Source organism: Actinoplanes sp. CA-015351 (assembly GCF_050955685.1).
Classification (GTDB): Bacteria; Actinomycetota; Actinomycetes; order Mycobacteriales; family Micromonosporaceae; genus Actinoplanes.
Genome location: NZ_CP192102.1, coordinates 118,572 through 133,752, shown reverse-complemented (window position 1 = coordinate 133,752; position 15,181 = coordinate 118,572). Strand labels below are relative to the sequence as shown.

Annotated in this window: 12 protein-coding genes and 1 pseudogene; 6 read left to right on the top strand and 7 right to left on the bottom strand. The window is 68.9% G+C overall.

What is annotated here, in order from left to right; all coding sequences use genetic code 11:
* Window positions 1–109: 109 nt before the first annotated feature.
* Complete coding sequence (locus ACQP2E_RS00595) at window positions 110–472, bottom strand: sterol carrier family protein (RefSeq protein WP_433827945.1); 363 nt, start codon at window positions 470–472, stop codon at window positions 110–112.
* 152 nt (window positions 473–624) lie between these two features.
* On the opposite strand from ACQP2E_RS00595, the gene ACQP2E_RS00590 reads away from it, so the two are divergent.
* The gene (locus ACQP2E_RS00590) at window positions 625–2,439 is read left to right on the top strand and encodes a carboxypeptidase regulatory-like domain-containing protein (RefSeq protein ID WP_433827944.1); all 1,815 of its coding nucleotides are present in this window, start codon (window positions 625–627) and stop codon (window positions 2,437–2,439) included.
* 96 nt (window positions 2,440–2,535) lie between these two features.
* Here ACQP2E_RS00590 and purL read toward each other — a convergent pair whose 3' ends face one another.
* Genes purL through purS form a run of 3 tightly spaced genes read right to left on the bottom strand, consistent with a single transcriptional unit; the run spans window position 2,536 to window position 5,992 of the window.
* A complete protein-coding gene (gene purL / locus ACQP2E_RS00585) occupies window positions 2,536–5,028 on the bottom strand; it encodes a phosphoribosylformylglycinamidine synthase subunit PurL (RefSeq protein WP_433827943.1) in 2,493 nt (830 codons plus the stop codon).
* Complete coding sequence (gene purQ / locus ACQP2E_RS00580; RefSeq protein ID WP_433834278.1) at window positions 5,025–5,738, bottom strand: phosphoribosylformylglycinamidine synthase subunit PurQ; 714 nt, start codon at window positions 5,736–5,738, stop codon at window positions 5,025–5,027. Before purQ ends, purL begins: the two co-directional genes overlap by 4 nt.
* Complete coding sequence (gene purS / locus ACQP2E_RS00575; RefSeq protein ID WP_111650855.1) at window positions 5,735–5,992, bottom strand: phosphoribosylformylglycinamidine synthase subunit PurS; 258 nt, start codon at window positions 5,990–5,992, stop codon at window positions 5,735–5,737. The genes purQ and purS overlap by 4 nt, the downstream gene beginning before the upstream one ends.
* 257 nt (window positions 5,993–6,249) lie before the next feature.
* On the opposite strand from purS, the gene ACQP2E_RS00570 reads away from it, so the two are divergent.
* The gene (locus ACQP2E_RS00570; RefSeq protein WP_433827942.1) at window positions 6,250–6,924 is read left to right on the top strand and encodes a S1 family peptidase; all 675 of its coding nucleotides are present in this window, start codon (window positions 6,250–6,252) and stop codon (window positions 6,922–6,924) included.
* Between the two features lie 59 nt (window positions 6,925–6,983).
* Here the strand turns inward: ACQP2E_RS00570 and purB are convergent, their stop codons facing one another.
* A complete protein-coding gene (purB, locus tag ACQP2E_RS00565) occupies window positions 6,984–8,405 on the bottom strand; it encodes an adenylosuccinate lyase (RefSeq protein ID WP_433827941.1) in 1,422 nt (473 codons plus the stop codon).
* A gap of 167 nt (window positions 8,406–8,572) precedes the next feature.
* On the opposite strand from purB, the gene ACQP2E_RS00560 reads away from it, so the two are divergent.
* On the top strand, window positions 8,573–9,025 hold the full coding sequence (locus ACQP2E_RS00560; RefSeq protein WP_433827940.1) for an SCP2 sterol-binding domain-containing protein: 453 nt from the start codon (window positions 8,573–8,575) through the stop codon (window positions 9,023–9,025).
* 64 nt (window positions 9,026–9,089) lie between these two features.
* Here the strand turns inward: ACQP2E_RS00560 and purD are convergent, their stop codons facing one another.
* Window positions 9,090–10,325: a phosphoribosylamine--glycine ligase gene (gene purD / locus ACQP2E_RS00555; protein ID WP_433827939.1), complete on the bottom strand. Its 1,236-nt coding sequence runs from the start codon at window positions 10,323–10,325 to the stop codon at window positions 9,090–9,092.
* 104 nt (window positions 10,326–10,429) lie between these two features.
* Between purD and ACQP2E_RS00550 the strand changes: the two genes are divergently transcribed.
* From ACQP2E_RS00550 to ACQP2E_RS00540, 3 genes and pseudogenes are all read left to right on the top strand, one after another.
* Window positions 10,430–11,719, top strand: a complete 1,290-nt coding sequence (locus ACQP2E_RS00550; protein ID WP_433827938.1) for an adenylosuccinate synthase — start codon at window positions 10,430–10,432, stop codon at window positions 11,717–11,719.
* Window position 11,720: 1 nt separating this feature from the next.
* Complete coding sequence (locus tag ACQP2E_RS00545) at window positions 11,721–12,686, top strand: hypothetical protein (protein ID WP_433827937.1); 966 nt, start codon at window positions 11,721–11,723, stop codon at window positions 12,684–12,686.
* Between the two features lie 125 nt (window positions 12,687–12,811).
* Window positions 12,812–13,996, top strand: a pseudogene (locus tag ACQP2E_RS00540) (MinD/ParA family ATP-binding protein); the annotation flags it as partial.
* A 739-nt stretch (window positions 13,997–14,735) separates the two neighbouring features.
* On the opposite strand, the gene ACQP2E_RS00535 reads toward ACQP2E_RS00540, so the two are convergent.
* A complete protein-coding gene (locus tag ACQP2E_RS00535; RefSeq protein ID WP_433827936.1) occupies window positions 14,736–15,158 on the bottom strand; it encodes a DUF3151 domain-containing protein in 423 nt (140 codons plus the stop codon).
* Window positions 15,159–15,181 lie beyond the last annotated feature (23 nt).

The window sequence follows — 15,181 nt, the reverse complement described above, 5'->3', positions numbered from 1 at the left end:
GCTCCCTCGTTCGGATCTGCTTGAAACGCTCGAAGCGCTGATCTGCTCGAACTAGCTGGTCCGCTCCGATCGCCCAGTGTACGCGAGGCCACGGGCAGCGGCCCGTCGCTCATGTTCCGGTCAGCGGCAGGTACTCGGAGAGATCAGTACGGACACCGCTCGCCCGGAGGCGGCCGTCACGCGTGGCTTCCGCCCACTCCAGGCGTCCAGTAGCCAGGAGCAGCCATGTCATCGGATCCGTTTCGACCACATTGGGCGGTGTGCCGCGTGTGTGCCGCGGACCAGGGACGCACTGAATCGCACCGAAAGGTGGAATCCGCACCTCCACCGAACGGCCAGGGGCACGTTGTGACAACTCGGTCAGCAGTGCTCGGACGGCATCCCGCAGCACCGGACGCTCGGGTTCCTCACCCCGGTCCAGTGCGTCGAGGGCTTGCCCGACGGACTCGGATTTACTGTGCGCAGGGGACACGTCGGGACGATACGACTCGGTTTGTAGACAACGGCACACCGCCCTGGGTCGCGAAAGTGACGTGCGACAAGGCATAGTGGCCGACGGTGTTCAAGTCGCGGGATCTACCGGTCACCGAAACCGGGGACCGCGCGACCCGGAAGGTGGTGGATGTGACAACGCACCTACGTGCCAGGACGACCCAGGCCGGTGCGTTCCTGGCGCTGGTCGCCGGCCTCGTGGCCGGTGTGCAGACCCCTGCACTGGCAGAGCCACCAGGCGTGCAGATCACAAACCTCTCGTCGACCGAGGTGTCCACGGGAAGTACTGTAACCATGCAGTACACCATCAGTAACCCCGGGTCCGGTGGTGGCGAGGAAGAAGGCGGCGGCCAGCAGCAGGCCGGCAGCGCCAACATCAAGGTCAGCGGCATGGACTGCAGCGGTGACTGCAGCTCGGTCCGGCAGATCGAGAGTTCCTCAAGCTTCACCGCGACACTGACCGCACCGAGCGTCGCCGCGGGCGAGACCAAGGACATCACCGTCACGGTCACCGCGACGATCAACGGCGAGACCGGCGAGGCGAGCCAGACGGTCACCGTCAAGGGCGCCGACAAGCCGACGAACGTCACCCGGGTCTCCGGCAAGATCAAGGACGGCGACGGCGCCAAGGTCGCCGGCGTTTCGGTGGCCATGCAGGACGGTGCCGGCAACGCGTACGAGACCACGACGAACAGCGACGGCAGTTACTCGTTCATCGCTTCGGACTCCAAGCCGATCGAGGCCGGCAACATCACGGTCGGCGCGCTGAAAGAGGGCTACACGGGGACCACGGTCACCGTGCAGGGCACCTCCGGCAAGTCGGTGAACGTGCCGATCACGCTGAAGAAGCTCGCAGCGGCGAGCCCCTCGGCGACTCCGTCAGCCAGCGTCTCCGCGAGCGCCGTTCCGACCGAAGAGGTCGTCGAGCCGGATGACGAAGAAACCGCCGAGGAGTCCGCTCCCGCGGTGGCACAGAACCCGGTCTCCGGCGACGCCGAGGGCGGCACCAACTGGCTCCTGATCATCATGGGCGTTCTGCTCGTGGCCGCCGGCATCGGCGCCATCGTGCTGGTGCTCATGCGGCGTAAGAACGCCGCCGGCGACGGCCTCGACGGCGTTCCTGCCGGTCCCGGCGGTCCCGGCGGCCCCGCGCCTGCCATGGGTGGCTTCGACGCGACCCGGGTGGCCGCTCCGGTCGGCGCGGGCCGTGGTGGCGACGCCACGATGGTCGCGCCCATGGGTGGCGGCATCGGCGACGCCCCGACGATGATCCACCGCCCGGTGGTCGAGGACGAGTTCCCCGACCCGTACGGCGCTCCCGTCCCGCCGCAGGGCGGTTACGTCGGCACCAACAGCCAGTGGGGCGCTGCCGAGCAGGCCGGAAACGGCTACGGCGGCCAGCCGCAGTACGGCGCTCAGCCGCAGTACGGGCAGCAGGCCGGCGGGTACGGCCAGCAGGGCCAGGCGGCTCCGCAGCAGCGTTACGACGAGCACACCAACCTGTACCAGCCCGAGCAGCCGCAGCAGCCGCAGCGCTACGACGAGCACACCAGCCTCTACCAGCCCGAGCAGGGCGGCGGTTACGACGGTGGTTACGGCGCACAGGGCGGCGGTTACGACCAGGCCAGCGGCTACGGCGCACAGCCCGGTTACGACCAGCAGCAGCCTCAGGGCGGCTACGGCGCACCCGACGGTTACGACCAGGCCGGCGGTTACGGCACGCAGGCTGGTTACGACCAGGGCGCCTACGGAGCGCAGCCGCAGGGCGGCGCCTACCCCGGGTACGACCAGGGCGGTTACGGCAACCAGCAGCAGCCTCAGGGCGGTTACGGCGCCCCGCAGCAGCAGCCCGGTTACGAGCAGCCCCAGGAGGGCTACGGCGAGCCGGACGCATACGGCAACTACCCGCCGCAGCAGCGTCCGCCACAGAACTGGAACAACGGCTGACCCGCAGAACTGAAAGAGGCCCTGTGCGATCTGATCGCACAGGGCCTCTTGCGTTGTGAAAGGGGGCGGGATCACCCGCCCCCTTTCACCAAATGATCAGTTGCGCTCGGTCAGCTCCAGCGTGACCGAACGACCCTCGCCCTCGGCCGAAGCCGTCTCAGCCGGGCCACCGAAGAGGTTCTTCAGCGTCGCCGACCATGCGGTGCGGAGCTCGTCCAGCCCGATGGTGAACTGGTCCTGGACCTGGAGCGTCTGCTCCTCGGCGGTGACGCCGATCGGGGTCACCGGCACGCCGAACTCGGCGGCCAGAGCCAGGAACGCCTTGTCGTGCCCACGCGGCACAGCGACGACGGCCCGGCCGGCCGACTCGCTGAAGAGGTGGACGAACGCCGTCGAGCCGTCCTCCGGCAAGGTCACCTTCGCGCCGACGTCGCGACGCAGGCAGCTCTCCACCAGCGCCTGAGCCAGGCCACCGTCGGAGAGGTCGTGCGCCGCGCTGACCAGACCGGCCTTCGAGGCCCGGCCCATCAGAGCGCCCAGCGCCTGCTCGGCCGCGAGGTCCACCTTCGGCGGCTTGCCACCGAGGTGACCGTGGGTCACCCAGGCCCACTCCGAGCCGGAGAGCTCGTTGCGGGTCTCGCCGAGCAGGAAGAGCAGGTCGCCACCGGCTTTCGCGGGTGCCGGGAAGCCCATCGGGATGCGGCGTGCCACGTCGTCGAAGATGCCCAGCACGCCGACCACCGGGGTGGGGTGGATCGCCGCGGCACCGGTCTGGTTGTAGAAGCTGACGTTGCCACCGGTGACCGGGGTGCCGAGCTGGAGGCAGCCGTCAGCGAGACCACGAACGGCCTCGGCGAACTGCCACATCACGGCCGGGTCCTCCGGCGAGCCGAAGTTCAGGCAGTCGGTCACCGCGATCGGCTCGGCGCCGGTCACAGCCACATTTCGGTACGCCTCAGCAAGCGCAAGCCGCGCGCCCTCGTACGGGTCGAGCCGGGCGTACCGGCCGTTGCCGTCCACCGAGAGGGCCACGCCGAGGCCGGTTTCCTCGTCGATGCGGAGCACGCCGGAGTCCTCCGGCTGCGCCAGCACCGTGTTGCCGAGGACGTATCGGTCGTACTGCTCGGTGACCCAGCTCTTGTCACACAGGTTGGGTGACGCGATCATCCGCAGCACGGTCTCGCGCAGCTCGTCACCTGTCGACGGACGCGGCAGCGTTTCCGCGCGGTCGGCCTGGAGCAGGATCAGGTCAGCCGGCTCGCGCAGCGGGCGGGCGTAGACCGGACCGTCGTCGGCAAGCGAGCCGGGCGGCACGTCGACGACGACGTGGCCGTTCCAGCTGATCACCAGGCGACCCGGGGTGCCGTCGGCGCCGGCCGGGGTGACCTCGCCGATCGCGGTGGCCCAGACGCCCCACTTCTCGGCGACCTTGAGCACCGCGTCCAGGTTTTCCGGCGTGACGATCAGGAGCATCCGCTCCTGCGACTCGCTGGCCAGGATCTCGGTCGGCGACATCGAGGCCTCGCGGAGCGGAACCCGCTCCAGCCAGACCCGCATGCCGGTGCCGGCCGCCGCGGCGGTCTCGGTGAGCGCGCAGGTGAGCCCGGCGCCGCCGAGGTCCTGAATGCCGCTGACCAGGCCGGCGTCGTACAGCTCGAGGCAGCTCTCGATCAGGAGCTTCTCCATGAACGGGTCGCCGACCTGCACCGACGGACGCCGCTGCTCGGCTTCCTCGTCGAAGGTCGCCGAGGCCAGCACGGAGACACCGCCGATGCCGTCCCGCCCGGTACGCGCACCGAGCAGCACCACGATGTTGCCGGTGCCGGTGGCTTCCTTCTTCTGCAGCCGCTCGACCGGCAGGACACCGATGCTGAGCGCGTTGACCAGCGGGTTGCCCTGGTAGGTCGGGTCGAAAACGATCTCGCCACCGATGTTCGGCAGGCCGAGACAGTTGCCGTAACCGCCGATGCCGGCCACCACGCCGGGCAGAACCCGCGCGGTGTCCGGGTGATCGTGGGCGCCGAACCGCAGCGGGTCCATGACCGCGATCGGCCGGGCGCCCATCGCCAGGATGTCCCGGACGATGCCGCCGACACCGGTCGCGGCGCCCTGGTACGGCTCGACGTAGCTGGGGTGGTTGTGCGATTCGACCTTGAAGGTCACCGCGATCTTGTCGGAGATCTGCACCACACCGGCGTTCTCACCGATACCGGCGAGCATCCGGGTGTTGGGCGGCGTCTTCTCCCCGAACTGGCGGAGGTGCACCTTGCTCGACTTGTAGGAGCAGTGCTCGCTCCACATGATCGAGTACATCGCGAGCTCGGAAGCTGTGGGTCGCCGATCGAGGATCTGACGGATCCGGTCGTACTCGTCGTCCTTGAGGCCGAGTTCCGCGTGCGGCTGCAACTCGTCCGGCGAGGCGACCGCCTTGTCGACCGTGTCTGGCCCGTCCGAGAACTCGTTGACCAGCACGTCCGTGGCGGCGAAGCCACTCGGCTTGTTCGTCGGCGCGGCTGCCGCCGGCGGCTGGTTCGGCACGCCTCGCGAGGATCCCGCCTCGCTGGTGGCCGTCTCCGGCTGCGTGGTCATCGCTGTTGTCCCCCTGCGAGCTGACCGTCCGCGGACGACCCCGCCAGGGCCCGCAGGACGGAAGTGAAGAAGCCGAGGCCGTCGAGCGACGGGCCGGTCAGCGCCTCCACGGCGTGTTCCGGGTGCGGCATGATGCCGACTACGTTGCCGGCCTCGTTGGTGATCCCGGCGATGTCGCGCTGCGAGCCGTTCGGGTTGCCGCGGACGTAACGCGCGATCACCCGGCCCTCGGCCTCGAGCGAGTCCAGCGTCCGCTGATCGGCGACGAAACAGCCCTCGCCGTTCTTCACCGGGATGAGGATCTCCTGGCCCGGGGTGAACTGGTTGGTCCAGGCGGTGTTCGTCGCCTCGACCTTCAGCCACTGGTCCCGGTTGCGGAAGTGCAGGTGCTGGTTCCGGGTCAGCGCGCCGGGTAGGAGATGCGCCTCGCAGAGAACCTGGAAACCGTTGCAGATGCCCAGAACGGGCAGACCACCGCGGGCCGCGTCGATGATCGACTCCATGACCGGAGCGAATCGCGCGATCGCGCCACAGCGCAGATAGTCGCCGTACGAGAAGCCGCCGGGAAGGACCACGGCGTCGACTCCGTGCAGGTCCGGGTCGCCGTGCCAGAGTCGCACGGCTTCGGCGCCGGCGATGCGGGCGGCGCGTGCCGCGTCCCCATCGTCCAGCGAACCCGGGAAGGTGACCACACCGATCCGCATGGTCAGGCGACCTCGGCCGTCGTGCCCTCGACAACGCGGATCTCGAAGTCCTCGATCACCGGGTTGGCAAGCAGCTTGTCGGCGATTTCGCGAGCCCGATCAAGGTCGGGTTCGCCGGCGAAATCGATCTCGATTCGCCGGCCGATTCGGACGGAGGAGACATCGGTGACGCCGAGCCGGGGCAGCGCGTTCGCCACCGCTTGACCCTGCGGGTCCAGGATCTCCGGCTTGAGCATGACGTCGACCACGACGCGAGCCACGGGCACTCCTGACTGATAGGTGTAAGCACGCGAAGCCTACCTGGTGAAGCTGATCCACGACCCACGGGCCGGTGTCGACCAGCCGACGCAAGCGTCATTGAGCAGGGCATCTCCCATTGATCGCGCGACCATCACATCGTGATAGGTGTCGATTGATTGGTACTGCGGCGGCCGTCGATGCCCTAGGTTGCATCCATCGCATTCGATTCACCGTCACGTGTTCTTCCGTCGCCCGATCCCCAGGAAGGAATCTCGACGTGCGCATTCGACTCGCGGCCGCCCTTGCCGGCCTCGCCGCCGCACTGGTCACCCCCGCTGCCGCTCAGGCGGACGACGTCACCCCGTACATCATCGGAGGCGGCACCGTCTCCTCCGCGCCGTGGGCCGCCGCCGTGTTCAGCAACGGCAGCTTCACCTGCTCCGGCACCATCATCTCGGCGAACTACGTGCTCACCGCGCGGCACTGCATCAGCGGCACGATGTCGGTGCGGGTTGGCAGCGTCAACCGGACCAGTGGCGGTGTCACCCGGACCGTCGCCAGCACCTCGACCCGCTACGACCTGGCGCTGATGCGCCTGAGCAGTGCGGTGACCACCACCTACATGCCGCTGTCCAGCGCGTACCCGCCGGTCGGATCGACCAACTCGATCTACGGGTGGGGACAGACCTGTTACTCGGGCTGCGCCGCGTCGACCGCACTGAAGACCGCGACGGTCCAGGTCACTTCGACAAACCAGACCGATGCGTACGGTGGTCGCGCGATCGGCAGCACCCGCATCAACGGCAACGCGTGGCGTGGTGACTCCGGTGGGCCGCAGGTCTACAACGGCGCACAGGTCGGCGTGGCGTCGACTGCCGACGGAACGAGCCGTCAGTACTACGGCAGCGTGGCTTACAACCGCGCGTGGATCACGTCAGTCGCCGGCGTCTGATCCTCGCTACAGGTGTGGCGCCCGGCCGGTGGTCGGGCGCCACAACCGCGTTCGTCTTTCTAGAGGATGGGCGCGGGCGCGTAACCGGCCGCCGACGGGTTCTTCGCGACGATCTCGGCGATCCGGTCCGCGACCGCCTGGACCTGCGACGGAGCCGCCCCGACGAAGGCCGCCCGGTCGGCCACCAGGGTGTCGATCTCGGCACGGGACAGCTGGAGCCGGCCGTCGGTCGCGAGCCGGTCGAAGAGGTCGTTGACCGCTACGCCCTTCTCCCGCATGGCCAGGGCCACCCCGACCGCGTGCTCCTTGATCACTTCATGCGCGACCTCACGGCCGACGCCCTTGCGTACCGAAGCCACCAGAATCTTCGTGGTGGCCAGGAACGGCAGGAAGCGGTCCAGCTCACGGGCGATCACCGCGGGGTACGCCCCGAACTCGTCAAGCACCGTGAGGAACGTCTGGAACAGCCCGTCGGTGGCGAAGAAGGCGTCCGGCAGCGCGACCCGGCGCACCACCGAGCAGGAGACGTCACCCTCGTTCCACTGGTCGCCGGCCAGCTCGCCGACCATCGAGAGGTAACCGCGGACGATCACGGCGAGGCCGTTCACCCGTTCCGACGACCGGGTGTTCATCTTGTGCGGCATTGCCGAGGATCCGACCTGGCCGGGCTTGAAGCCCTCGGTCACCAGCTCCTGACCCACCATCAGGCGGATCGTGGTGGCAAGCGACGACGGCCCGGCGACGATCTGGGCCAGTGCGGAGACCACGTCGAAGTCGAGCGAGCGCGGGTAGACCTGGCCGACACTGGACAGCACCCGGCGGAAGCCGAGATGGTCGGCGACGCGCTGCTCCAGGCCCTCCAGCGCGGAGAAGTCGCCGTCGAGCAGGTCGAGCTGGTCAGCGGCGGTGCCGACCGGCCCCTTGATGCCGCGGAGCGGGTACCGGGCGAGCAGGTCGTCCAGTCGCTCGTACGCGATCAGAAGCTCTTCGGCCGCCGAGGCGAACCGCTTCCCGAGCGTGGTGGCCTGGGCCGCCACGTTGTGCGACCGGCCGGTAAGCACCAGGTCGGAGTGCTCGACCGCGAGTGCGGCAAGGCGGGCGAGCGTCGCGACCACCCGGTCCCGGACCAGTTCGAGTGAGGCCCGGATCTGCAGCTGCTCGACGTTCTCGGTCAGGTCCCGGGAGGTCATCCCCTTGTGGATCTGCTCGAACCCGGCCAGCTCGCTGAACTCCTCGATGCGCGCCTTCACGTCGTGCCGGGTGACACGCTCCCGGGCCGCGATCGACTCCAGGTCGACCCGGTCGAGAACCGCCTCGTACGCCTCGACGGCACCATCGGGCACAGCCACACCGAGGTCGCGCTGGGCCTTCAGGACGGCGAGCCAGAGCCGCCGTTCCATCCGGATCTTCTCTTCCGGGGACCAGAGCGCGACGAGGTCGGCGGAGGCATAGCGAGCGGCAAGCACGTTCGGGATGGTCACGCCGCCGATTCTCCCACGGGAGCCCGCAGCGCCTCCGGCAGGCGCAAACGTGAGGGTACGGACCTCGAACGAACTCGTTCCGGACAGTGGCAGACTGCACGGACATGCGGCATGCTCGCTAAGGTTACTGGCGAGTAGGTTCGACGCAGATCCCGAAAGGTCCACTGATGACTGATTTCAGCCCCGAGTCGCTCTCGTCGATCGGCCCGAAGGAGTTCACTCAGCTCGTCAAGTCCACTCCGGACTCCAAGATCGCCGAAGTAATGACGTCGGACGTGCGCCCGAAGATCCTCGACGAGGTCTTCAACCGGATGCCCACGCTGTTCCGCGCCGACAAGGCCGGCAACACCTCGGCAGTCATCCACTGGATCATCACCGGCGGCGCGGGCGGCTCGAGCGACTCCTACGAGACCGTGATCGAGAACGGCGCCTGCACGGTCACCAACCAGCCGGTGCGCGAGCCCAAGCTGGCCATGACCATGGACGCGCTCACGTTCCTCAAGGTCGTCGCCGGCGACGGCAACCCGATGATGCTGTTCATGACCGGCAAGATCAAGGCCAAGGGCGACCTCTCCCTGGCCGCCAGCATCGCCAAGCTCTTCGACATCCCCAAGAGCTGACGTGACACGCGAGAGGCCGGCACGTTCACCGTGCCGGCCTCTCGCGTATGCGGCTTTCGAATGATCAGATTCTGCCTTCGACCGCTTTCAGGGCGATGTCGGTCCGGTACTGGGCGCCGTCCAGGCGTACCCCATCGATGAGTGCGTAGGCCGCCTGGCGTGCGTCCCGCAGGTCTTTGCCCACGGCCGTCACGCTCAGTACTCGGCCTCCGGCCGAGATGAGCGCTCCATCGGAGCGCCTCGCGGTCCCCGCATGGATCACGCCCGGCGCCTCCGCGCCTTCGATCACATCTCCGGTACGCGGAACGCCCGGGTAGTTGTGGCTGGCCACCACGATCGTGACCGCCGAGCCGTCTTTCCACGCCAGCGGCGGGTGGGCGGCGAGTGTGCCGGTGGCAGCGGCGTTCAGCAGGCCGGCCAGCGGCGAGTCGAGCAGCGCCAGCACGACCTGGGTCTCCGGGTCGCCGAAGCGGGCGTTGAACTCGATCACCTTCGGGCCATCCGGGGTGAGCGCGAGACCGACGTAGAGCAGGCCGGCGAACGGCGTGCCACGGCGGCGCATCTCGGCCAGCGTCGGCTCGACGGTCTCCCGGAGCACCCGCTCGACCAGGTCGGCCGGGGCCCAGTCCAGCGGCGCGTACGCGCCCATGCCGCCGGTGTTCGGCCCCTCGTCGCCGTCGGCGAGCCGTTTGAAGTCCTGTGCCGGCATCAGCGGCGCGACAGCGGTGCCGTCGGTCACCACGAAGAGGGAGACCTCGGGGCCGGGCAGGAACTCCTCGATGACGACTTTGCCGCACGCCTCGGCGTGGATCAGGGCTTCGTCGAGATCGTCGGTGACGACCACGCCCTTGCCGGCGGCCAGGCCGTCGTTCTTCACCACGTAGGGCGCGCCCAGCTCGGTGAGCGCGGCGCGCACCGCGACCATGTCGGTGCAGGCGAACGAGCGGGCGGTCGGCACCCCGGCGGCGGCCATGACCTCGTTGGCGAACGCCTTCGAGCCCTCCAGCGCCGCGGCAGCGCCACTCGGGCCGAAGCAGGCGATGCCCTTGGCCCGCACAGCATCGGCGACCCCGCCGACAAGCGGCGCTTCCGGGCCGATCACCACCAGGTCGGCGCTCAGCTCGACAGCGAGCGCGGCGACCGCTGCGGAATCGGTGACTTTGACGTCGTGCAGCTCGGCGACCTGGGCAATGCCCGGGTTGCCGGGCGCGGCGGCCAGGAAGTCGACGGACGGGTCGGCGGCTAGTCCGACGGCAAGCGCGTGCTCGCGCCCACCGGAGCCGATCAGAAGTACGCGCACGACGGCCCATCCTACCTGCGCGCTCGTCGCGTAAACTTCGGCAGTACCCGGGCTCCTCCGAGGTACGACCTTGAGGCAGTACCGTTCTGAAGGGCAACACTCCAGTGCCGGTGATCGTGTTGGTCGGCGCCCAGTGGGGCGACGAGGGCAAGGGCAAAGCCACGGACCTGCTGGGAGACCGGCTGGACTACGTGGTCAAGTTCAACGGTGGCAACAACGCTGGCCACACCGTCGTCATCGACGGCGAGAAGTACGCACTCCACCTCCTGCCGAGCGGAATCCTCTCCCCCGGCGTCGTCCCGGTGATCGGCAACGGCGTCGTCGTCGACCTCAACGTGCTGTTCCAGGAGATCGACGGCCTCGAGGCCCGTGGCATCGACACCTCCCGCCTGCGGATCAGCGCGAACGCGCACGTCATCGCGTCGTACAACCGGTCGCTCGACAAGGTCAGCGAGCGGTTCCTCGGCGCGCGGCGGATCGGCACGACCGGTCGCGGCATCGGCCCGACCTACGCCGACAAGATGAACCGGGTCGGCATCCGGGTCCAGGACCTCTTCGACGAGTCGATCCTGCGGCAGAAAGTGTCCGCGGCGCTGCTCTTCAAGAACCAGGTCCTCTCCAAGATCTACAACCGCAGCGCGGTCAAGGCCGAAGAGGTCGTCCAGGAGCTGCTGTCGTACGTTGACCGCCTCCGGCCGTACGTCGCCGACACCGCCCTCGAGCTGTCCCAGGGCATCGACGTCGGCAAGGTCGTGCTCTGCGAGGCCGGCCAGGCCACCCTGCTCGACGTCGACCACGGCACGTACCCGTTCGTCACCAGCTCGAACGCCACCGCCGGCGGCGCCTGCACCGGCTCCGGCATCCCGCCGACCCGGATCGACCGGGTGGTCGCCGTGATGAAAGCGTTCACCACCCGCGTCGGCGAGGGCCCGTTCCCGACCGAGCTGCACAACGAGATCGGCGACTACCTGCGCAAGGTCGGCCATGAGTACGGCACGACCACCGGCCGCCCCCGCCGGATCGGCTGGCTCGACCTGGTGATCGGCCGTTACGCACAGCGGATCAACGGTGTCACCGACTTCGCACTGACCAAGCTGGACAACTACGACGGGATCGACGAGATCCCGGTCTGCGTGGCCTACGAGGTCAACGGTGTCCGGCACGACGAGATGCCCGTCAACCAGACCGATTTCCATCACGCGAAGCCGATCCTTGAAACGCTGCCCGGCTGGAAGCAGGACATCTCCGGCTGCCGCACCTTCGACGAGCTGCCCAAGGAAGCGCAAGGCTTCGTCGAGTTCGTCGAGCAGCGGATCGGCGCGCGCATCTCGATCGTCGGCGTCGGCCCCGGCCGCGAAGCCGTCATCGAGCGCCACTCGGTCCTCGGGTCCTGACGTGTACGACGTGGTGCTCCTCAGCCTGGCCGAGGGGTCGTCCGGCGACGCCTGCGGCTCGGGCGGCGGATGCGGCGGCTGCGGTGCGGCCGCGGCAGCCGTCTGCGCCCCGCGTACCCCGGTGTTGGCCTGTGCCGACGCCCTGCGCAAGGCAGGCGCTCAGGTTGAGACCGTCATGGCCGCTTCTGATCAGGAGATCGACGCGGTTCTCGCGCGCTTCGACGGTCCGGCCAGGCCGGACGGCCTGACCTGGCCAGATTCGGACAGCAAGCTGCGCCTAGTGGTGGCGAGCGCAACCGACAGCCAGTTGCGCGCCGTCGTGCGCAGGCTCGTCCGTCGGTACGCCCCACCGCCCAGCAAGCGCCCGGATGATCTGCACGCCACTCGGACCGTGCCGGACCTGCCGCCGCTCGCCATCCTCCCGCTCGACCCGGGCAACACGGAGGACCTGGCGGCGCAGCTCGGCCTGCCCCGGACGCCGGAAGAGGTGGCCGAAGCCGTGCTGAGCGGTTCGGTGCGCCGGCTCGACCTGCTGCGCAACGACGGTGGCTCGGTCACTCTCGACGGCGCGCTGCTCGGCGGCTCCGACGACAACGGTCGCGCGGTGCCGTGGCGCGGCCGCGTCGAGGTCGACGACGCCCTACTCACCGATGGTGAGGAGCCGGTGCTGGCGTGCGCGGTCGGCAACGCCGGCGGTTATGCCGAGTTCGACGGCTTCCGGCTGCTGGCCGACGGCGACCCGACCGACGGCCGGGTCGAGGTCGCGGTGGCGGTTCCGGTCATGGTGAAACAAAGATTCAGAGGCACGAAGGTACGCATCGAGGTTCGTCGAGCCCGCGGTCGTGCGGTCTCGGTGCTGCCACGCGAGGGTGACCTGCAGTTCCTCGACGACGGGGTGGCGGGATCGACGAGTCGCAAGCGATCCTGGTGGACCGAGCCGGGTGCCTGGGCGGTGTACGCGGGCTGATCGCTGTGCGACTCTGAACGGACTATTCGGCCGCAATCCGAACTGTCGTACGGGAGGTCGCATCCGTGGCGGACAAGCTCGATCCTGCTCCCCGGGACGTCGAACCGTTCTGGTCCGGGGAGCCGGATCCCCCGGCTTCTCCGGGTTCTTCGGTTCCGCCGGTTTCTTCGGTTCCGCCGGGTTCTTCGGTTTCTTCTGCCGTGCAGGTTCAACCTGGGGTGTACCGGCCGGGAGTTTCCGCGCCGGGTGTTCCGGCTCAGCGGCCGCCCTCGGCGGCATCGCCCTGGTCACAGCCTTTGCAGCGGCCCGCGCCCGAGGTGGATCCGTCCTCGGTGTCCCCTTCGGAGGAAGATCCTTTCCCGGAGCTGGGTGAGGGCGATTCTCCGACCGCCGAGGAGTTCGCCCGCCGCAGATTGGCAAAACCCGCGCAGCAGACCGCGACAATGGGAGCCCGGGCGCTGCTGCAGCGAAGCACGCTGGGCCTCGTGAAGATCGCCCCGGGCAAGCGCGAAGTCGAGTACAAACAGGACGTCGAAACGGTCCGGCGCAACTTCGGCGGCCTGCGGCAGGTCACGATCGTGAACCCGAAAGGCGGCGCCGGGAAGACTGTCGCGGTACTGCTGCTGGCGATGACTTTCGGACAAAAGCGCGGCGGTTACGTCCTTGCCTGGGACAACAACGAAACCCAGGGCACCCTCGGGATGCGCGCCCAGCAGGACTTCCACTCCCGCACGGTCCGGGACATGATGCGCGACCTGCACCTGTTCCAGGGCGCGCAGGGCCGGGTCGGCGACCTGTCGCAGTACGTCCGCTCACAGGGCGAGGGCATGTTCGACGTGCTCGCCTCCGACGAGTCCGCGACGGCCGGCGAAATGCTGACCGCCGGGGCGTTCGCCGAGATCCGTGACGTGGTGAGCCGCTTCTACAAACTGATCTTCGTAGACACCGGCAACAACGTCCGCGCCGAGAACTGGCAGGCCGCGATGGACGCCACCGACCAGCTGGTGATCACCATGTCAGCCCGCAACGACTCGGCAGAGACGGCCGCCCGGATGCTGGACCACCTGGAACAGAGCGGCCGCAAACGCCTGGTCCGCGAAGCGGTCACAGTGGTGACGATGCCCCCGACCCGCAAAGACATCGACCTACCCGCAATCCAGCACCACTTCGCCGCCCGAACGAGGTCGGTGCTGCTGGCGCCCTACGAAAAGCTGATCGACTCAGGCGAGCCACTGCGCTACAGCGCCCTATCAACAAACACCCGAGACGCCTGGCTCAAGATCGCCGCAGCAGTAGCCCAAGGCCTGTAACCACACCACCTCACAAGCCCAGCGCGGGGCGAGGGCATGGCCGGCGCGGGGCGAGGGCAGGGCCGGCGCGGGGCGAGCGCGCGCGTGCGGTCGCGTTTCCGGGCCGCGCGCGCCCATGACCGCTGACCGACTCCGCATCAGCTGTCACCCACGGCTGCCAGCTGCACACCACGGCGACCACCCCGTACAGCCAGCAACCGCCATGTACAGCCAGCCGCCAGCTGTCACCCACGGCCGCCAGCTGCACACCACGGCGACCACCCCGTACAGCCAGCAACCGCCATGTACAGCCAGCCGCCAGCTGTCACCCACGGCCGCCAGCTGCACACCACGGCGACCACCCCGTACAGCCAGCAACCGCCATGTACAGCCAGCCGCCAGCTGTCACCCACGGCCGCCAGCTGCACACCACGGCGACCACCCCGTACAGCCAGCAACCGCCATGTACAGCCGGCGGCCACCTGGTGCTCACGGCTGGCCTCGTCGTCCGCTACAGCCGCCACCCTGCGACCGACGAAAGCCGCGATCCAGGCAAGTTGCCCCATGGCAGACCGAACTCGCCAAGATCGCGGCTGTGGGCGGGCGGCCTCCCCGGCGGCTCAGCTCCCCGGCGGCTCAGCTCAAAGCGTCGGCTCAGCTCCCCGGCGGCTCAGCTCAAAGCGTCCGCTCAGCTCAAAGCGTCCGCTCAGCTCAAAGCGTCGGCTCAGCTCAAAGCGTCGGCTCAGCTCAAAGCGGCGGCTCAGCTCAAAGCGTCGGCTGCTGCCGGGTCGCTGTCCCTGAGGAACTGGGCGCACCGAGCCGCCTCGTCCGCCTCGCCGATCGCTGCCGCGGCCAGCGACAACGCGTACAAGCACCGCAAAAAGCCCTGGTTGGCCTCGTGCGACCACGGCACCGGGCCGTGGCCCTTCCAGCCGTTGCGGCGGAGCGAGTCCAAACCGCGGTGATATCCGGTACGCGCATAGGCGTAAGCGGTGACCGTCTCGCCCTCGGCCAGCGCGCCGGACGCGAGTGGCGCCCAGGCGGCGCTGTAAGCGGGGAACTTGGCGGCGACCGCCTTGAAGGCCTCGACGTTGCCGGTCGCAGCGGCGTCGGCGAGTGCCTGGTCGGCCTCCGCATCGGCGGGCAGGCGGGTGGCCGGAGGCTCGGGAAGGAGGTTCTGCATGACCTCATTCAACCCGTACCCGT